Here is a 19,522-nt window from a genome sequence, read left to right as displayed (position 1 = left end):
CCATCTGGCGTTTGCCTAATCGATAAGGTTGTCGATCGCAGACGGTGGATCATTCATTAAAGCTTTCCTGGAAACACTATGACTAACACAAACTTTTCTCAAACGGCTGCCTTTATCTGGTCGGTCGCCGATCTGCTTCGCGGTGACTTTAAGCAGTCCCAGTACGGGCGCGTGATTCTGCCTTTTACACTGTTGCGCCGTCTTGAGTGCGTGTTAGCGCCGACCAAAGATGCTGTGGTTGCGGAAGCGGAGAAGCTGAAGGCAAGCCCATTGCCGGAAGAAGGACGAGAGAAGTTCCTGTTACGAGCTACCAAAGGCCTGTCGTTCTTCAATACCTCGCCGATGGATCTCGGCAAGATGGGGCAGAACGACATTAAGGCCAACCTCGAGAACTACGTGCAGTCTTTCTCAAAGGATGCGCGTGAAATCTTTGAGCATTTCAAATTCAGTGAGTTTGTTGGCCTGCTGGATGATGCGAACCTACTGTTTAAAATCGTTAAGAAATTCGCCACCACAGACCTGAGCCCGAAAGCTATTTCTAATCATGAAATGGGTCTGGTGTTTGAAGAGTTAATCCGCCGTTTTGCGGAGAGTTCAAACGAGACGGCCGGGGAGCATTTTACCCCACGCGATATCGTGCGTTTGACCACTTCGCTGGTGTTTATGGAAGATGATGAAGCGTTATCTAAAGACGGCATCATCCGCACCATTTATGACCCGACTGCGGGCACTGGCGGTTTCCTCTCTTCTGGCATGGAATATGTGCACGAGCTAAACCCAAACGCGGTGATGCGCGCATTTGGCCAGGAGCTGAACCCTGAGTCTTATGCTATCTGTAAAGCCGATATGCTGATCAAAGGCCAGGATGTCAGCCGCATCAAGCTGGGCAACACGCTTTCCAATGACCAGTTACCGCAAGACCAGTTCGACTACATGCTGTCTAACCCACCGTTTGGCGTGGACTGGAAAAAGATTGAAGGCGAGATTAACGACGAGCATCTGCAAAAAGGATTTAACGGCCGCTTTGGTCCTGGCCTGCCGCGTGTATCCGATGGTTCACTGCTGTTCCTGATGCACCTGATTAGCAAAATGCGCGATAGCGATAAAGTGGATGGCTCGGTGAGCAACGGTGGGCGTATCGGGATTATCCTCAACGGTTCACCATTGTTTACCGGTGGGGCGGGTAGCGGCGAGAGCGAAATCCGCCGTTATATTCTGGAAGCCGATTTGCTGGAAGGCATTGTCGCGCTGCCGACGGATATGTTCTACAACACCGGCATTGCCACTTACGTGTGGATTCTGTCGAATAAGAAAGCCCCGGAGCGTAAGGGTAAAGTCCAGTTGATTGATGGCACCAACCTGTGCGGCAAGATGCGTAAATCGTTAGGTTCCAAGCGTAATCTGATGGGCGAAGACGATATCAAGCTTATCACCCGTACCTTTGGTGAGTTTGAAGTGGTGGAAGCGACTTCTCTTGAAGAGTTGGGGCTTGAGAAAGCACCGGAGCAAAAATCTAACCGTGGTCGCCAGTCAGCTACTGCTAAAACCGAAGCGCCAAAAACCTTCGCCAGCAAAATCTTTAATAGCACTGATTTTGGCTACCGCCGCCTGACCATCGAGCGCCCATTGCGTTTGTCTGCACAGGTGACTGACGAAGCGATTGCCACTCTGCGGTTTGCAACCAAACCGCTGAATGCACCGATGGAACGTTTATATGAAGAGTTCTCCGCACAGTGGCAAGACGATAACTACGGCGACTTTGCCGATATCGAAATTGAAGCCCGCGCCATTATCAAAGCCGAATTTGCTGAGCTGAAAGAGAAGCAAATTAAAGACCTGCTGGATAGCAAGCTGTGGCAGTCTCAACGTGCATTGATGAATAAGGCGCAGCGAATCCAGACGGCGTTGAGTGCTAAAGCGGGTGGCGAAGCGCTGGTGAGTAATGACTTTAATGAGTTCCAGTTAACTCTGAAAGGCGCGATTAAAACCGCAGGCGTTAAGCTCGATACCAAAGAGAACAAACAGTTTATCGACGCCATCACCACGAAAAACCCAGCCGCTGAACCGGTAGTGAAAAAGGTACTGAAAGAAGCCGCGCAGCCGCTGTACGGTGCATTTGAATACAAAGGCAAAGTGGTGGAGTTCGAGCAGGATGGTGATTTGCGTGATAACGAAAACGTGCCGTTAAACCCTGCTATTGCCACCAGCGATCTGATTGAAAACTACTTTAAAGCAGAAGTATTGCCGCACGTTGCCGATGCCTGGATTAACGCTGATAAGCGCGATGCCCAAGATAATGAAGTAGGGATTGTAGGTTATGAAATTCCGTTTAACCGCCATTTCTATGTCTATCAGCCACCACGCCCTCTAGAAGAGATTGATGCCGATCTGGATGCCGTAAGCGCCGAGATTATGAAGTTGCTGCAGGAGGTACATTCCTGATGGCTAAATATAAGGCGTATCCGGAGTATAAGGATTCTGGGGTTGAGTGGATTGATTCAATACCTTCGCATTGGTACGTAAAGCCCACGTTCGCATTATGCGAAGCAACAGCAAAGAAAAATATTGATGGTGCAGAGAGTAATGTACTCTCATTAAGTTATGGTAATATTATTCCGCGAGATGTAGAGACTAACTTTGGTCTTTTACCTGAGTCTTTTAATACATATCAGATCATTGATTATGGGGATGTTATCCTAAGGTTAACAGACCTGCAAAATGATAAAAATAGTTTGCGTGTCGGTCTGGCAAAACAGAATGGTATCATTACATCGGCCTATTTAAAGCTAAAAGCAAAAATTGATATGAATTCTACTTTTTTGTATCGATTGTTACATTCGTACGATACAACAAAGGTATTTTACGGCATGGGTGGCGGTTTGAGGCAATCAATGAAATTTGAGGACTTCAGAAGATTACCATTACTACTGCCTCCTATAGCAGAGCAGCTAAATATTTCTGCCTTCCTCGATCACGAAACCGCAAAAATCGATAACCTGATCGAAAAGCAGAAGCAACTGATTGAACTATTAAAAGAAAAACGTCAGGCAGTGATTAGCCATACTGTGACTAAAGGGTTAAACCCTGATGTGGCGATGAAAGATTCTGGTGTTGAGTGGTTGGGGGAAGTGCCGGAGCATTGGGATGTTTCACAAATAAAATATCTTTCTTCATTTGTGGGGACTGGCGGAACACCTAAAAATCCAGAATCATTTACTGATATTGATGGAATTAATTGGTTTTCTCCGGGTGATTTTAATGGTTCATTAGTTTTACAAGATGCAAAGAAAAAGATATCAAAATCATCGGTTCATAATGGTGATTCTAAAATTTACCCCGAGAATTCAATTGTTGTTATTGGCATTGGGGCTACCCTTGGGAAGGTAGCTTTAGCTGCAAGTTTGTTTTCATGTAACCAGCAAATCAACATAATTGTGCCGAATGAAAAAATCGAACCTAACTATTTAGCTCATTCATTATCAAACCAAATGGAACAAATGAAACAATCATCGAATGCTTCTACCATTGGAATTATGAACCAAGAAAAGACAAAGCAAATTTGGATTGCTCTGCCAAAGATAGACGAACAGCTTGAAATTATAGAGTTTCTTTTAAAGAAAACTACGGAGTTTGATTTATTACTCAACTGGTCGGATAAACAGATACAACTACTCCAGGAACGCCGCACCGCCCTTATCTCCGCCGCCGTCACCGGCAAAATCGACGTGCGCGATTGGGTTGCACCCGACACCAGCGATATCGAGGCATCAGAGGAAGCTACCGCATGAGTATGGATACCACCAAAGAGCTGATTTTCCAGGATGAAATGATTGCTCAAATGGAAGATAAAGGCTGGATTCGTGGTAAGTCTGACGGCTATGACCGCGAACGTGCTTTGTTCTCGCAGGATGCCATCGCCTTTGTGCAAAACACGCAGCCGTTGGAGTGGGAAAAATTCTCTAAAATTTACCCAACCGATACCGAGCGTCATTTCCTCGACTTGCTGGTGGCGCAACTTAAAAAAGCCGATAACAACGCCACCGATCAGCTGTCCCGAACTTACGGTACGCTGGGCGTATTGCGCCACGGCATCAAAAGCCATAATGCGCGCTTTTCGCTATGCCAGTTTAAGCCCGAGCATAATCTCAACCCGGAAACCCTGGCGCGTTATAAACAGAATATCTGCCGTATTGTGCCAGAACTGGTTTACAGCCCGTATGCCACCAAAGCTGCACTGGATGAAACTGTCTCAGTAGCCAGGAAATGGCGTATCGATCTGGTGCTGTTTATTAACGGCCTGCCGATAGCCACACTTGAGCTGAAGTCCGAATTCAAGCAAGCGGTGCACAACGCGATCAAACAATATAAGAAAACGCGTTTGCCGAAAGACCCTGTCACCAACAAACCTGAGCCGTTGCTCACCTTCAAACGTGGTGCGCTGGTGCACTTTGCCGTCAGCCAGTATGAAGTGTTTATGGCAACCAAACTGGCAGGGGATGACACCTTCTTCCTGCCGTTTAACAAAGGCACCAAAGAAGGCGGCGCGGGGAATGAAATCCCCGAGAATGAAAACGAATACGCCACCAGCTATTTGTGGAATGAAGTGCTGCTCCCAGACAACCTGCTGAAAATCCTCGCCAGTTTTGTGCATCTGCAAATTGAAGAAAAAGAAGACTGGAATGGGCTAAAAGTTAAAAAAGAGAGCCTGATCTTCCCGCGTTACCATCAGTGGGATGTGGTGAATAAACTGATTAGCGCCGCTGCGGTAGAAGGCACTGGCCATAAATATCTGATTCAGCACAGCGCCGGTTCCGGGAAATCTAACTCTATCGCCTGGACTGCCCACCAGCTTTCCCGTCTCTATGATGAGAAAGGTGAGAAGCAGTTCCATTCGGTGATTGTGGTTACGGACCGTACCGTGCTGGACGATCAGCTTCAGGACACGATTTACCAGTTTGAACATGCGGATGGCGTGGTCGGGCGCATTAACAATAAAGAAGGCGATGGCTCAAAATCAGAAAAGCTCGCCAGTGCGCTGGAAAACTCACAGCCGATTATTATCGTTACCATCCAGACCTTCCCTCACGTACTGAAAGCCATCGAAAACAGCGTCAGCCTAAAACAGCGCAAATATGCGGTGATTGCCGATGAAGCACACTCATCACAAAGCGGTTCTACGGCGCGTCAGCTTAAAGAAGTGCTGATGAAAGACGAAGCGGATGAGGAAGTGGTGCTGTCATCGGAAGATATTCTGGATGCGACCGTTGCCGCGCGTAAAAACAGCAGTAATCTGAACTACTACGCGTTTACCGCTACACCGAAAGCCAAAACGCTGGAGCTGTTTGGCCGCAAGCCAAACCCTGTGGAACCCGCATCAAAGACCAATAAGCCGGAAGCTTTCCATGTTTATTCAATGCGCCAGGCCATCGAAGAAGGCTTTATTCTGGATGTGTTGAAGAACTACACCAACTACAAAGTGGCCTATAAGCTGCTGCAAAAGCTGGACGACCCTGACAGGGAAGTGGACAGCAAGAAAGCCAAAATCAAACTGAACCAGTGGGTCACGCTGCACGAACATAACGTGTCGCAAAAAGTAAAAGTGATTGTTGAGCATTACCGCAAACATGTAATGCATTTACTGGGCGGGCAGGCCAAAGCGATGGTCGTCACCAGTTCACGCAAAGCGGCGGTGCGCTACAAACTGGCATTTGATAAATACATTGCTGAGAACAACTACCAGAAGATTAACGCCATGGTCGCGTTTTCTGGTGAAGTGGAATTTGTGGAGAGTGACCACAATAGCCTCGCACTGCTGAACCAGAAGTTTACCGAAACCAATATGAACCCAGGGCTGAAAGGCCGGGATATGCGCATAGCCTTTGATAGCGATGATTATCAGGTAATGCTGGTGGCGAATAAGTTCCAGACCGGGTTTGACCAGCCGAAGTTGTGCGCTATGTATGTGGATAAAGCGCTCGGCGGTGTGGAGTGCGTACAAACTCTATCGCGCCTGAATCGTACTTATCCGGGTAAAGCGCAGTCGGGCACATTCGTACTCGATTTCTACAACGAACCCGAAGAAATTCTTGGAGCCTTCCAGCCTTACTATCAAACGGCTGAACTGACCGATGTCAGCGATCCACAACTGGTCTTTGAGCTGTTCCAGAAGCTACGCACCAGTGGTATTTTCCAGTGGAATGAAGTCGAGCAATTCTGTGATGCCTTCTTCACTAAAAATAAATCTAACGCCGCGATAAGCAATATCTGCAAACCTGCCGTTGAGCGCTGGAAGAAGCGTTATAGCTCTGCCGTTGAGGCTTATAAGCTGGCAAAAGAAATCTTTGAACGCACGAAAAAAACCAACGATGTGGTGCTGATCACCAACGCGGAAAACAGCTTCAAAGACTGCAAACAAGAGAAAGATAAACTCGATATCTTCAAGAAAGATCTCGGCAGTTTTGTGCGCTTCTATGAATTTATGTCGCAAATCGTCGAGTACGATGACAAGGAACTGGAGAAGCTCAGCCTGTTTGCCCGCCATCTGCGACCGTTACTCCATGAGCAGCGCATTGAAGAAGACGAGATTGATTTAAGCAACGTGGAGATGAGCCATTACCGCTTATCAAAACTTCACGAGCAGCATCTCAAACTTCAGGAAGACGCCGAAGAGTACAAAATCGAGCCGGGTAATGACGTCGGTACAGCCAAGCCGAAGGATAAGAAAGAAGAATTCCTGTCGAATATTCTGGCGCGCCTGAATGACCTGTTTATTACTGATAACCTTAGCGATAAAGACATGATTAATTATGCCTTTACCGTGCGCGACAAGTTATCGGAAAACCAGGCCGTGATGACGCAGATTGCTAATAACACCCGTGAGCAAGCCATGCTGGGGGATTTCCCTAAAGCGATTGATGACGCGGTGATGGACAGCAACGACGCCCAGCAAGAGATGATGATGCAGTATCTGTCTAACCCTGAACTGGCGAAAGGGTTTGCGCGGGTGGTGTTTGATATGTTGAAAGGGGCGTAATTTTCAGCTGACCAGATTGGTGAAAATGTTGACGGGTATGAACGTGGGTAAATGTGTCTATATCAGTCAATGTTTTCCTCAGATTTATCGCAATGACATAGATTACGGCCATTGCTCAGACGTTCGGATTGTTAATAAGGAAATTAAAGGATGAAGGCTAAAGAAGCCAAGTTGCTCAACTTTCTGCAGACTGCACCTCAGTTAGTCATCCCGATCTACCAGCGTATTTACTCATGGAGCCTGAAAGAGTGTGAACAGCTGTGGGATGATATTCTCCGTTGCGGACTGGATGAGAACAATCAAGGGCACTTTATCGGTTCCGTGGTGTATATCGAAAATGGGCTTTATTCGGTGACATCTCAATCACCCTTGTTGATTATTGATGGTCAACAGCGCGTCACTACAGTGTCTTTGTTAATCGCAGCTTTAGCCGAAGCTGTTGGCGATCAAGAGTTTATTGAAGGGTTCAGCCAAGCCCAATTACGTGGTTTCTATTTGACTAACCCCTTATTGTCAGGCGAGAAGCGATATAAACTTATTCTGTCGCAAACGGATAACGAGACGTTACGGGCAATTATCGATGGAAAATCTCTGCCGGAGAATTACTCTTTACGTGTTAAGGAAAACTTTGAGTACTTTAAAGATAAACTAAACAATGAAAAATTGTTGGAGACTGTCTGTAAAGGACTCAGCAAATTAATTGTGGTGGATATATCTCTCCAGCGCGACCATGATAATCCACAGCTTATATTTGAAAGCATGAACTCAACGGGTAAAAAATTAAGCCAGGCCGATCTCATTCGCAATTACATCCTTATGGGGCTGGAAAATGAGCGCCAAACGACGTTGTATAATGATCACTGGCGTAAAATGGAACTTCTGTTTGGTCAGGAGGCTTACTCCGAACAGTTCGATGCTTTCATGCGTCACTACCTGACGGTAAAAACCGGTGACATTCCTAAGATTGATGATATTTATGAGGCGTTTAAGCAGTACTTCCGTCGCAATAATCAATCTGTTGAATCTGCTGTTGCAGATATACATAAATATGCCACCTACTATTGCGCCATTGCGTTAGGTATTGAAAAAAATAAACACCTTAAAGAGATATTCCATAATATCCGCGAGTTGAGAATGGATGTTGCATATCCGCTGATGCTGGAGCTTTATGATGACTACCAGCTGGATATTTTGAAACTAAGCGACTTCGCGGAAGCCCTGCGCCTGATGGAAAGCTATGTATTTCGTCGCGCAGTATGTGCCATACCAACCAACTCAATGAATAAAACTTTTGCCGGGTTGAGTAAAAGTTTTGATAAGAACCAATATTTGGAGAGCCTTAAAGCTGCGTTTACGTTGCTGCCATCTTATCGTCGTTTTCCGACAGATGAGGAGTTTAAGAGGGATATTCAGACCCGCGATCTTTACAACTTCAGAAGTCGTAGCTATTGGCTCAGAAGGCTTGAAAATCATAAGCATAAAGAACCGATCCCGGTAGATGAATACACTATCGAACACATCATGCCGCAGTGCGATAACCAAACAGAAAAAGTACCGGCTGCATGGAGAGCTGAGCTAGGAGATGAATGGCAGCGGGTATGGGAAACATGGCGTCATTCGCTGGGTAACCTGACATTGACGGGCTATAACTCTGAGTATAGCAATCGCTCATTTGCTGATAAGCGCGAGAGGGAAGGTGGTTTTAAATACAGTCATTTACGCCTGAATGACGGGCTTTCGGCTCTTGATAAATGGAGTGAAGAAGCCATTATAGCCCGAGCAAAAAAAATGGCCGAACAGGCAAGCAGTGTCTGGCCAGGTGCCAATCTTCCTGATGATATTCTAAAAAATTACCAGCCTAAGAGTGAAGGTAACCTCACTTATGGCTTTGAAGACCATCCCTATCTGGCTAAAGAACATGTTCAGGTGTTGTTTGAAGCATTCCGTAAAGCAACGTTGGCACTTGATCCCTGCGTCACAGAGGTCTTTCTGAAGCTTTATATTGCTTATAAAGCTGAGGTGAATTTTGTGGATGTTGTACCGCAAGCAAAGCGTCTGCGTCTTTCACTGAATATTCAATTTGCTGAAATTAATGATCCGCGTGGATTATGCAAAGATGTCACTAGCTTGGGTCGTTGGGGAAATGGTGATGTTGAGATCGGATTCGAGAAACTTGAGGATTTACCTTACGTTATGTCTTTAGTCACACAAGCATTTGAGCGACAAATGGATAACTAGTCTTTAAGAAACAAAAGGGGTGGAAACAGCCCTTTTGTTTCTTAAATTTGACGAAATAAAATCCACTATATAAGTCGGAGAAAATACTCGGTACCGATACTCAATAAATCGAACTCGGACTCACTTGGATGTGTCCTCTCGTATTTTTCTTTTTGTGACATTCTCCAGGCTTTGTTTTAAAGATTGACCCTGACCGCGAATATGAACCATTCATAATCAGAAGTATCTGGCTTCATGTTGGATGCGTATTCTGACCCAGGTTTTCCGCCGCTATAACCTGCCGCTGCCTGGCCAGGAAAGCACCTGGTGATAACTAATCCTCAAAGACGAGAGAATTAAGTCGCAGGTCGTTCATTGATCATGAATTTTTCTCTATGATCCCGCTGAGATTTATTTTCCAAAGAGGATATTCATGCTTACTGTTGCGATACAGGAAAAAAATAGCCATTTCGCTCACGGCTTAAAAATTATTATTGAAAAACTTTGCCAACGACGACACGAAAATTTTCACTTTTTATCTTCAGAGCATCAGGACGTGGCTGATGTGGTATTTATGTCCCTGGAAGACGGCTGGATCAGCGCCGACTGCTATAAAATTCCGCAAACTACTCGGGCACAAAGGGTGATTCTTATTTGCCGCAAACAGGAGCACGAAAAGCTAATGTTTCGCCCCTGTCTGTACATGCTTCCGGTTATTTTTCGTGAAGATGAAATTGACGAAGTAACCCGCAAAATAGCGCGCTGGACGGAGCCCGCCAGGCGCGGAAAAAACACGCGTGCGGTCCCGATAAACGTCTGTCACTACTGCACTACCCGACACTTCACTGTGGCAGAACGTGAGTTTCTCAGGCACACCGCCTGCGGCCATTCGCTGGCCGATGCCGCATTTCTGATGCATATTGATCAAGCCACCGCCACCCAGTATCGCCAGGCTATTATGAGAAAACTCAAGCTCCGAAATCAGCATGAATTAATGAGTTTTATAAAAGCAAATCTGCTTTTTTTATAGGACTGACGGCTAATTTATTTATAACTCATCATGGTTGTATTTTATTTTTCATTTAACAAATTCTCGTCTGAAAAATAACCATCATTAAGAAATTTCCCGCCCCCCATTAAGTGAAGGCCAATATCAAACAGGCTTTTATCCTGCCAAAATAACTTTCTTACGACATAATCAGAAATTGACGGGCTGCCGGTTTCTGATTATTCCTTTTGTGCTCTTAACCGGGCGCCGAACAAAAAGACTGTGAGTGAGCATTTGTATTTAGCTGCACGCAAAAGAAGGTATCGTCGTAACAACAACGATGCTTCCCACCATGTAGACTGTCTGTCGATACCGATGGTCTTTGACCGTCTCGAATATTTACACCAAAAGATCCAAACCGAGCGCCTGCACAAGCCCGTCGACATGGCGCTGGTCACCCACGACAAGTACCTTTCACTGGCGTTGACTCAACATCTTTTTAAATGCCAGAACACGCGAGTTTGTGCCAGCCTTGCAGAACTGAAGGGCTGGTTTGAGCAAACTCCGCTACCCCGCATTGTTATCGATCTGGACTGCGTGACACTGCCGGTCATTGATGTGCTGAATACCATACGCCGATGGCACGTAGAGCGGCCAGGCATCAACATTACCCTGCTGACCGCTAACCGCAGCCCGGAACAGACCTGTTTTATTGTTGCTGCCGCCGCCTGCCGGGTCATCGAACGCCGCCTTGAGACAGCGTTTTTATCCAGTTTATTGATGCAACAACCTTGTTCCGTGCCGCCGGTTCAGACTTACTACACCCGCGAAAACGACACACTTTCCCACCGGGAGTGGAATATCCTGATGGAGGTCGCCAAAGGACATTCTTTAAAGCTTATTGCCCACACATTAAAGAAGCCTTACCACTATGTCGTTTATACCCTGGGAAGGGTGACCGCACGCGTGGGTCTCAGCAGCCGAAAGTCGCTCATCCATTTGCTGCATGAATTATCGGTGACAACTTCCGGGGAAATATCCCAGGATAACTCACTGAGTTTCGAGTGAAAGCTAAGAAAATACTTATTTTCAATGTTTATATTTTGTTAAATGAGATCATGTAATTAACAATTATAACTTTTCCTGGAATTGTCCGATCTCCTGCATAGAACAGCCGCAAACGCTTTTTCTCGTGACGTAGGGAATCATTCACTTAACAAATAATAAACATTTAACACTAAAGACTATTTTTATATTTAAAAAAAACTTTTAAACCTAATATTTAAATTAGAGCGGGAGCTTTCACCAATTAACAATTCATCAGCCTTTTGAGACAGAACTTAATATCGCCATGACCCCCTGTCGGAAACGTCAGACTTTCTCTCATATAATATGGATGTATAATCACCGCTCCTAATTAATCCATTGGAAAAACGTTCGCAGCATAGTAATAAAATGTTTTTATCATGGAGCCCATCGCTAATCAGAAATAAATAATTTAAAGGACGAAATAATTTTCAGGGAGAATCCTGTATCCACGCACATAAAAATAAGCCTGACAACATTTCATAACTTTCGCTGCCAGTGACGTTATGTCAACGCGATGTTTTCCTCAAACAATCCGAGGCAAAAAAAATGAAACCTGCATCCGTAATCATTATGGACGAGCACCCTATTGTCCGCATGTCGATAGAAGTGCTGCTACAGAAAAATAAAAATATCAGTGTCGTGCTGAAGACCGACAATGGTCGCGAGGTCATTGATTATATGCGCACCCACCCCGTATCCCTGGTGATACTGGATATTGAGCTGCCGGGCGTTGATGGCTTTACTTTACTCAAGAGAATCAAAAGCATACAGGAAGATACTAAAATACTCTTTCTGTCTTCGAAATCCGAGAGATTCTATGCCGGACGCGCAATTCAGGCTGGCGCTAACGGTTTTGTCAGCAAGAGAAAAGAGCAGGAAGATATCTATAGCGCGGTGGAAATGCTGTTAGCAGGATATTCGTTCTTTCCTTCTGACACGCTACATTTCATCAGCCACCCTAAATCACGTAAGGGCGATATTGATGATATGCCGCTGTCTAATCGCGAGATTACCGTATTACGCTATCTCGCCAATGGTTTATCAAATAAAGAAATTGCTGAGCAGTTATTATTGAGTAACAAAACAATTAGCGCCCATAAAGCCAATATATTCTCGAAACTGCAGGTCACTTCCATCGTCGAGTTAATCGATTATGCGCGGGTCAAAGAATTATTATAGATGGCATCGCCGATGCAAACGAAAAAACCGGGCAGAAGATCCCGGTTTTTCCTTTTGCGTAATGAACATCCAGCTACTTAATAATAATTAATCATAAAAGTCGCATCTGCATCCGCTTTACCCGCGTTTGGGTTGTCCGCTATCGCAATGTAGTTGGCAAGAAAGGTCAGTGAGGCGTTTCCGTTACTGTCTATCGCCACATCCTGGCTTGCCTGGTCCAGCGGCAGCCGGGATTTATCTTTATTAAGCAGTTCCACCGCCACGTTGGTGGCGCTGCTAGTTTCATTGAGCGCCAGCAAATCCGGGCTACCAGCGACTTTTACACCTGAAAAAGTAATAGACGCTGAGCCCGGCGGGCAGCCGTTGAGCTTAAGGGTAAACGGCATACTTTGCGTGGTGCTGCCCGTGGTGCGGAGCTGTTTGGTAGGCCATGTGCCGAGCTGCACAGTTTTGTTGTCATCGCCCGTTTCCACGTAACAGCTATAATCCACGACCTTACCCCGCAGCTCGATGTTGACCTCCCCGAGCGGAGAATCAGCCAGGACGTTGCCCGCCACCAGAACGCCTGCCAGCGCAAATACCCTGACATTCTTAGTCATAATCCACCCGCAAGTAGCCGCGCGCAGAAAACAGTCCTTCCGCCGGCTTTTTCCCCGTCACGCTAACCGGCCACGCACGGATATTGACCCGCGCAGCCGCCGCGTCGTCGAGACGGAAGTTTATCTTGCTGGCCATGTTGTTCGGCGTGAGCGGAATGCCGCTATCGTTCGCCACGATAAAGCCGACGTCGCTGTTATCGGAGACCATCATATCGCCGGAGAGTTTCTCCGCCTCGAGGCGCAGCGACAGATAGGCCTGCGCTTCGACGTTGGTGCACTTGATAGCCACCGTTTTGGTTTGCGGCGTCACGCTCTGCGGACGATTTCCTGCTCCGGCCTGACTGAACAACGCCGCCCCGATATCCCCAAAATCAAATTCAACGATTTGCCCGGCGTTGATTTCACAGGTCTGCGGCACTTCCACTTTGCCGCTGTAGCTAATGGTGTAAACCGGCGTGTTCAGCGGGTCGGTGTTGCGCGTGGTGACATACACCGTAAACATGGTCTGCTTAGGGATCGGCACCATATTGATAAAACGGCGCATCACTTTCAGGCGAAAAACTAAATTTGAGTCATTGACCGGGAACGGCTTCTGTTTAGAGACGTTCGGGTGATTCCCCATCTGGATGTAGTTGCGCGGGGGATAAAAAACGCCCGCATAGCTGTCGGTTATCTTCATCCCGCCGTTGAGATAATCATTTATCTTCAGATAGTTGTACCCATCCAACGTTTCCTGAATGGGCAGGGTGGTGATGTAGCTACGCATCGTGGTATTCCCGCTCGTACCGGACGGACAGGTCGCGTTGACGCCGACCCACTGCGATTTCTCGGCAAGAGTCACGATTTGCCCCACCTGGTTGTTCGAACTGTTAAAAGTGTTGGAAAGATCGTATGAGATCTCCGTCGGCACGCCGTTAGCGTTCCGGCAGACTGTGGCATGAGCTGGAACTGCGCAGGTCAGCACCACGATCCCCACCAGAGAAACGTTTAATTTCATATTCATATCCTATGAACAGGTGGCGGTTGCCATCACGACAGCCTGCTTCAGGCTCCCTTCCGGCAGCGAATAAGGTGCGAAGCACTGCGATCCTTTGCCGTCGCCCCACTGGATAAGCAATTTGCCTTTCAGAGGCAGGCCGCTGAGGTAGATTTGCCCTTCGTCACCCACCATGCTTGTCGCCCCGCTGGTTTCTTCGCGTACTACCGAGCCAAACGGCACCGGACGCGCACCGCGTTTCACGGTAATAATCGCCCGCACGCCGATTCGCGCATTGAACGCCGCCCGTACTAGCGCTCCCTGAGTAGGCACCACGCTGCTGACGTTGTTTTCGATATCGGTGTGGTTATCCATCGAGTTGGTGTCCAGCGCGATGCGGTTATAGCGATAGACCGTGGCGTATGGCATCACGGCGTAACCGCGCCAGTCGGTTTTCACGCCGGTCTGGTTTTCGACGTTCACGCCTGAGGCTCCGGGCGCTTTGATGAGCACGTTGGTATCGCCGAGCGGCTGGCTCAAGGTCACACCATCAGCATGGCCAACGATGCCGCCGGACATCTGCCAGTTAAGATCGTGCTGGTCGCGGTCATAGTTGTAGCCGACGCCAAGCGTGCCGTAAGTCGCCTGCCAGTTCGCATTGGCGCTGCCGCTGTAGCCACTGGTACTACTGCGTCCCTGCGTCACGCTGTAGTTAAGGTTGCGCCCCTCAAGCAGAGTACCGCCCACGCCGGTCTGGAAAGTGTTATCTCCATCGGCGTTGCGGCTGGCGGCGAAGGTGGCATAAGCGCGGTCGAGGGCGCTGTCGCGCGAATAGCCGTGCCCCAGCAGCGTGCTGAACGGCACGGACAGGTTAAACGCGACAATTCTGTCGGAATCATTAATCCCTACGGATTTGCTCCATGACGCCGAGACGGAATAGCTGATACCGCGCCAGCCGCTGGCATATCCTGCCTGATACCAGGTGTTGTTTCCGTCGGCCCCCCAGTAAGTTTGCTGGCTGCCGGAAACGTAGAGCGAGCCGTAGTCGCCCAAAGCCTGGGAGATATTCACCTGGAAGCGCCCGCGCTTGCTGTAACGCAGGTTGTGATAGCTCTGCACCACCGGTTCTTTATGCTGATTGCCGTCCTGGTCTTCGTACTCATAGCCTTCCATATTTTTGTACGCCACTTCGTCGAGCGTATAGAAACCGCGCGTGGAGTAGCGATAGCCGAGCAGCTGGAAGTTGGTGCCGTAGTCACTCAGTGATTTGGCGTACAGGAACCGTAGCGACTGGCCCTGATGCTCGCTGTCGTCGGCGAGTTTGCTGCGCGCGTGGGTCACATCCATGGAAATGGCCCCCCATTCGCCGAGGTTTTTACCCAGGCCCAGCGCGGCGGCGGTGTAACGCTCCGCGAGCTGCGTGCCGCCATAGGCCGTGTAGCCGTTGGGTAGACCGGCGATCAGCGTCGCCTGGGTGAAGAACGGTTTGTCCTGCTGGCTGTTGCCGCTGCGGAAATCCCCGGCCACAAGGTCGTACTTCAGCCGGCCTTCACGCTGTAAAAGCGGAACGGTGGAGTACGGCACGGTGTACTTCTGCTGGCTGCCGTCTTTTTCTTCCAGCGTCACTTCCAGATCACCGCTGGAGGAGGTCGGGTTCAGGTCGCTAATGGCAAATGCACCGGGCGACACGTAGCTCTGATAAATCACAAAGCCGTTCTGCCGGATGGTGATTTTGGCATTAGTCCGCGCGATGCCGCGCACCGTTGGCGCGTAACCTTGCAGGCTGTCCGGATACATACTGTCGGACGAATAAAGGCGCGCCCCGCGAAAGCCCAGGCTGTCGAAGACGTCGGTGCCGGTATTGCTGTCGCCCAGCACCATCTCGCCTTTGAGCGGGATTATCGTGCGCTGCAGGTAAGTGCTGATGTTTTTCCAGCTGTTTGTCCGGTAGCCATCGCCGCTGGTGTAGCTCCAGGCGCCGTTGTTGCGCAGACGCCACGGCCCGTAGTTCAGGCCGCTTTGCAGGCTGAGATAATAGTTGTCGTCGTTGCTGCCACGGTTGCCCGTGAAGGAGTAGTTCGCCAGCACCGCCGGAATACCCTCATCCCACTGATCGGGTGGAATATAACCGCGTGCGCTGTTTAGCAGCGAAGCCTGTGGAAGGCTGATGTCGAGGCGCAGTTTGGCAAAATCAAATGTGGTTTCCGCACCCGGAATCGCTTCATCCAGCGGCACGCATTCACCGGCTTTGTATTTCACCAGATCCGGGTAAGCGAGCATGTTGAGCCCCAGGCGTTTAAGCCAGCCCACGTCGAGACAGGGCGTTAGCCCGCCGGTTTTGACCGTTTCGCCCGGACGCTCTGCTGATGCTTCAATAAAGCGCAGGTCTTCCGTCGCGATAAATTCCTCGTTGCGCCAGATGTCGACCCGATATTCGCCCGGCGCCTGATGGCTGCCTTTTTCAAAGCGCGATAAATCCGCCACGGCAGCGTCGTCCTCGGACAAAAAGCGCGGGTTAAAGTAGCTTTCCCCGGCGCTGATCCCAGGCCATAGGGCGGCCACGATCGTCGCCGCAAGCGGCGTGAGCGACTTTTTCATCATTTCCCCGCATCCCTTTTGCGATCAGGTTGCATTACTGCATCCTGCCTGCCTGCACAGGCGTGACCGCACCGTAGTCATTCACGGTCTGGAAGGAGACACTCCCTTGCGCACCCGCAGGTACGGTCACCTGTGCCACGCTTTTCGGCGCAACCATGGTGTTCGGCAACTTCTCATTGCCGACTTTCAGGTTGACGGTGGAGACGTAATACGGCGATGGATTGTGAATGCTCAGATGCCCGCCGCTGCGGCTGAACCGCACCTGCTTAAGCGCCTCTTCCGGCTGCATCTGTAAATTTTTCGGGCGCACAAAAAGTTTGATGCGCGAGAGAATGGCCAGTTGCAGCACGTTGCTGCTGTCGACGGTGTTTTTATCTACCGAAGGGATGGCTTTAACATTCATCCAGAAAATAGACTCGCGGTCGGCTGGCAGAGGTGGCCCGACGTAAATAATACGCAAGGTGTTTTCACTTTTCGGTTCGCTGACAAACAGCGGCGGCGTGACGATAAAACTTTTGTCTTTCGCACCGAGGTTATTTTCCACCCACGAGTTCACCAGATAACGCTCTTTGGTGTCGCTATTGGTAATAGAGAGAGAAGTCTGCTTTGCATCGGCGGGATAAATAACGCGCGTCGCGCCCAGGCCAATACCCCCATCCGCCTGAGCAGAAAATGAGGTCAATAACAGACAAAGCACTGCGGCTACGCCCGATTTAAAAAGAGTATTCATCACGACAGATACCATCTAATTACAGGGTGAATAACGATGACTCACGGATAAACCAGCGTGAACCAGACGTCTGAATGAATATTTCCCGGCTGCATATGTTCTGAAACCGAGCGGTAGCGGGCGGTGAAATGAAAAGTCATTTCCTGGGTTTTAATTGGGGCGAAATATCCCGGTGCGGTATTGGGAATAATAAGCTGCTGTTCGCTGTCAAATAAGGCAAGCCCAATTCCCGCGCTGGCGTCGTTGCCATTAATAGTGGTTGCCGCCAAAAAAACCTGTGGGTCTTCAACGGGTGTTACCCCTTGAAAAGCGATGCCCACATGTTCCGAGACTTCAGTGAGGCACTCGGTCAGCCGGATAGCAAAAGGGATGCTCACGGGCGCATAGCTGCCGACATCCTGAAATAGAGTGCTGCGGTACTGCCCCATCTGCACCGTCATCTCGTGGCTTTCCGGCGCAACCGTGCAGGCGCCGTTCACCAGCATCCCCTGCATATGCACTTTCCCGCCGTCAATCACCACTACCCGCTTCGCCAGTACCGGGCTTCCCACTGCCAGTAACAGGAGGAACAGGATTTTCCTTATCATGTCTGTCTTCTCAGGATCCAGCCTCTTCCGTGAGGCCTGTTTCATCCATGTACCTGTTGTTACTCGTATTTCATTACGAAGGTAGCGTCCGCATTTGCCTGGCCCGCTGTAGCGGTGGCAGCCGTTGCTTTATAGCGAGCGGTGAATGGCAGGGTGTTGGTGCCGTCGGTCAGGTTCTGAGCGGTAGAGAAAGTTGCGCCGTCTGGAGTCAGCACTTTGGAAGCGCGGTCGAGGATTTCGATACCCACGCCTGCAGCGGTGGTGGAGTTGTCACCGGAGTTAATCGCAAGCAGAGTAGGATCGGTCGCGTCAGTCTGGCCCGCGAATGCAGCAGAAGCGGTCGCCGCTACGGTGCTGTCACAATCGTTCAGCACGATAGTGAAAGGAATCTGAGCAGAAGTATCACCGGCTTTAGTGAAGGACGCTGTGCGGTACTGGCCCAGTTTGACGATCTGATCGGAAGACTGAGTGCTGACGGCACAGGCCGCATTCACCAGCTCACCTTTAAAGTGAACGGTACCGCCGTTAACGGTAACTGGGGTAGTGACTGGATCTTCCGCGTGTGCCACGCCGCTCATCAGGGCAATGCCAGCGACCATAGAAAGAGCGATTTTGCTGAATTTCATGAGTATTCCTTCAAGTTTTAAGCGCACATCCGGATAATGCTTCCCTCATTATTCCGTTTGAATCATCATCGGCCTGTAAAAGGCCCATTGAGAACTCCCCCATCCCTGCGGAGATAGTTAATTCGCTATTCTTTAATTAGAGAGATTGCTGAATCGACACCCACCAGCCTGATAAACAAGCCAGTGCTCTCCGATATAGCTCAGAAATAAATTTAATTAATCGAATATTAAAAACGCCATCTGGCGACGAGGGATAAATTAAAAGATATACGGGCTAAATAATACCCGCGAAATCTTTAAGTCTCCTAAGCTCTGTCCTAATAATCCCTAGGAAATAACTGGTGCTTTAAACGTTAATTTCGCTTCAGGCACTCATCACGCATTCCACAAACGGGACGACAAAACATCTGGCAGATAGTACCGAAAGCCTGAAATGTACATATAAATGAACAATGCGTGTGGGGGGCCTCGTGGCTCGGCTGTCACAACAGTTCGCTTGCAAGAGGCCGGATACATTCACGCACGATGCTGCTTCCATCAAAAACTTTGCTCTCCATGCCGCCAAACTTCTTACGCCTTCCTATATATAGAAGGAAGAGTAGGAGATGGCATGCTTAGGGTAGATCTCGCGGTTGGGAACGCAAGATTCGGCTTCGCGGAGGATATAAATGAGCAGTGAGGCTGAAAAACGTGTCTTCATGGGACGTTTCTGGTGTTGTTGAGGAAGGTTTAACTGACTTTGAGGTGAGTTTATCAAGGGGAGTTGAATAGTTTTGTGGATAACTTTGTGCACAACTGCGTATAAGGCGGGGTTTTGCTGGGGATTGCAGCAGTCAGTCAAATTACTGCATATTTGGGGTTGCAGCCTCAGCAGAACTCCCTATAATGCGCCTCCATCGA

The 19,522-nt window shown here is 48.8% G+C and carries 13 protein-coding genes; 7 read left to right on the top strand and 6 right to left on the bottom strand.

What is annotated here, in order from left to right; all coding sequences use genetic code 11:
• The first annotated feature begins 78 nt into the window (after positions 1 to 78).
• The 7 genes from WBL83_RS20805 to fimZ all read left to right on the top strand — a co-directional run bounded on the left by WBL83_RS20805 (position 79) and on the right by fimZ (position 12,506).
• Positions 79 to 2,442: a type I restriction-modification system subunit M gene (locus WBL83_RS20805; protein ID WP_424590919.1), complete on the top strand. Its 2,364-nt coding sequence runs from the start codon at positions 79 to 81 to the stop codon at positions 2,440 to 2,442.
• Positions 2,442 to 3,788 carry a restriction endonuclease subunit S gene (locus tag WBL83_RS20800; RefSeq protein ID WP_424590918.1) on the top strand — a complete coding sequence of 449 codons (1,347 nt, stop codon included), beginning with the start codon at positions 2,442 to 2,444 and terminating at the stop codon, positions 3,786 to 3,788. The genes WBL83_RS20805 and WBL83_RS20800 overlap by 1 nt, the downstream gene beginning before the upstream one ends.
• Positions 3,785 to 7,033 carry a type I restriction endonuclease subunit R gene (locus tag WBL83_RS20795; protein ID WP_424590917.1) on the top strand — a complete coding sequence of 1,083 codons (3,249 nt, stop codon included), beginning with the start codon at positions 3,785 to 3,787 and terminating at the stop codon, positions 7,031 to 7,033. The genes WBL83_RS20800 and WBL83_RS20795 overlap by 4 nt, the downstream gene beginning before the upstream one ends.
• A gap of 150 nt (positions 7,034 to 7,183) precedes the next feature.
• On the top strand, positions 7,184 to 9,271 hold the full coding sequence (locus WBL83_RS20790) for a GmrSD restriction endonuclease domain-containing protein (RefSeq protein ID WP_424590916.1): 2,088 nt from the start codon (positions 7,184 to 7,186) through the stop codon (positions 9,269 to 9,271).
• Between the two features lie 412 nt (positions 9,272 to 9,683).
• Positions 9,684 to 10,280: a fimbria biosynthesis transcriptional regulator FimW gene (locus WBL83_RS20785; protein ID WP_424590915.1), complete on the top strand. Its 597-nt coding sequence runs from the start codon at positions 9,684 to 9,686 to the stop codon at positions 10,278 to 10,280.
• A gap of 240 nt (positions 10,281 to 10,520) precedes the next feature.
• On the top strand, positions 10,521 to 11,306 hold the full coding sequence (locus WBL83_RS20780; protein WP_424590914.1) for a helix-turn-helix transcriptional regulator: 786 nt from the start codon (positions 10,521 to 10,523) through the stop codon (positions 11,304 to 11,306).
• 567 nt (positions 11,307 to 11,873) lie between these two features.
• Positions 11,874 to 12,506 (top strand): fimbria biosynthesis transcriptional regulator FimZ, encoded by a 633-nt coding sequence (gene fimZ / locus WBL83_RS20775; RefSeq protein ID WP_424590913.1) that lies wholly within the window; start codon positions 11,874 to 11,876, stop codon positions 12,504 to 12,506.
• A gap of 77 nt (positions 12,507 to 12,583) precedes the next feature.
• Here fimZ and sfmF read toward each other — a convergent pair whose 3' ends face one another.
• The 6 genes from sfmF to fimA are packed head-to-tail and all read right to left on the bottom strand — an operon-like array spanning position 12,584 to position 18,622.
• Complete coding sequence (gene sfmF, locus WBL83_RS20770; RefSeq protein WP_424590912.1) at positions 12,584 to 13,105, bottom strand: fimbria assembly protein; 522 nt, start codon at positions 13,103 to 13,105, stop codon at positions 12,584 to 12,586.
• Complete coding sequence (fimH, locus tag WBL83_RS20765) at positions 13,098 to 14,102, bottom strand: type 1 fimbria D-mannose specific adhesin FimH (RefSeq protein WP_424590911.1); 1,005 nt, start codon at positions 14,100 to 14,102, stop codon at positions 13,098 to 13,100. The genes sfmF and fimH overlap by 8 nt, the downstream gene beginning before the upstream one ends.
• Positions 14,103 to 14,111: 9 nt before the next feature.
• Positions 14,112 to 16,682 carry a fimbrial biogenesis usher protein gene (locus tag WBL83_RS20760; RefSeq protein WP_424590910.1) on the bottom strand — a complete coding sequence of 857 codons (2,571 nt, stop codon included), beginning with the start codon at positions 16,680 to 16,682 and terminating at the stop codon, positions 14,112 to 14,114.
• A 31-nt stretch (positions 16,683 to 16,713) separates the two neighbouring features.
• Complete coding sequence (gene fimC / locus WBL83_RS20755; protein WP_424591015.1) at positions 16,714 to 17,409, bottom strand: type 1 fimbria chaperone FimC; 696 nt, start codon at positions 17,407 to 17,409, stop codon at positions 16,714 to 16,716.
• A 41-nt stretch (positions 17,410 to 17,450) separates the two neighbouring features.
• On the bottom strand, positions 17,451 to 17,996 hold the full coding sequence (gene fimI / locus WBL83_RS20750) for a type 1 fimbrial protein subunit FimI (protein WP_424590909.1): 546 nt from the start codon (positions 17,994 to 17,996) through the stop codon (positions 17,451 to 17,453).
• Between the two features lie 59 nt (positions 17,997 to 18,055).
• Positions 18,056 to 18,622 carry a type 1 fimbrial major subunit FimA gene (gene fimA / locus WBL83_RS20745; RefSeq protein WP_424590908.1) on the bottom strand — a complete coding sequence of 189 codons (567 nt, stop codon included), beginning with the start codon at positions 18,620 to 18,622 and terminating at the stop codon, positions 18,056 to 18,058.
• Positions 18,623 to 19,522: the final 900 nt, after the last annotated feature.

This window comes from Buttiauxella sp. (genome assembly GCF_049686335.1).
In the GTDB taxonomy this organism is placed as follows: domain Bacteria; phylum Pseudomonadota; class Gammaproteobacteria; order Enterobacterales; family Enterobacteriaceae; genus Buttiauxella.
The sequence above is the reverse complement of the archived record's forward strand: the minus strand, read 5'-3'. Positions and strand labels throughout refer to the sequence as shown.

Excerpts from the sequence above, each read along its gene's own strand:
- WBL83_RS20800 (WP_424590918.1), top strand. The coding sequence starts at position 2,442 with ATGGCTAAATATAAGGCGTATCCGGAGTATAAGGATTCTGGGGTTGAG.
- fimZ (WP_424590913.1), top strand. The coding sequence starts at position 11,874 with ATGAAACCTGCATCCGTAATCATTATGGACGAGCACCCTATTGTCCGC.
- fimC (WP_424591015.1), bottom strand. The coding sequence starts at position 17,409 with ATGAATACTCTTTTTAAATCGGGCGTAGCCGCAGTGCTTTGTCTGTTA.
- fimH (WP_424590911.1), bottom strand. The coding sequence starts at position 14,102 with ATGAAATTAAACGTTTCTCTGGTGGGGATCGTGGTGCTGACCTGCGCA.
- WBL83_RS20760 (WP_424590910.1), bottom strand. The coding sequence starts at position 16,682 with ATGATGAAAAAGTCGCTCACGCCGCTTGCGGCGACGATCGTGGCCGCC.
- WBL83_RS20805 (WP_424590919.1), top strand. The coding sequence starts at position 79 with ATGACTAACACAAACTTTTCTCAAACGGCTGCCTTTATCTGGTCGGTC.
- fimA (WP_424590908.1), bottom strand. The coding sequence starts at position 18,622 with ATGAAATTCAGCAAAATCGCTCTTTCTATGGTCGCTGGCATTGCCCTG.
- WBL83_RS20790 (WP_424590916.1), top strand. The coding sequence starts at position 7,184 with ATGAAGGCTAAAGAAGCCAAGTTGCTCAACTTTCTGCAGACTGCACCT.
- WBL83_RS20795 (WP_424590917.1), top strand. The coding sequence starts at position 3,785 with ATGAGTATGGATACCACCAAAGAGCTGATTTTCCAGGATGAAATGATT.
- sfmF (WP_424590912.1), bottom strand. The coding sequence starts at position 13,105 with ATGACTAAGAATGTCAGGGTATTTGCGCTGGCAGGCGTTCTGGTGGCG.
- WBL83_RS20785 (WP_424590915.1), top strand. The coding sequence starts at position 9,684 with ATGCTTACTGTTGCGATACAGGAAAAAAATAGCCATTTCGCTCACGGC.
- fimI (WP_424590909.1), bottom strand. The coding sequence starts at position 17,996 with ATGATAAGGAAAATCCTGTTCCTCCTGTTACTGGCAGTGGGAAGCCCG.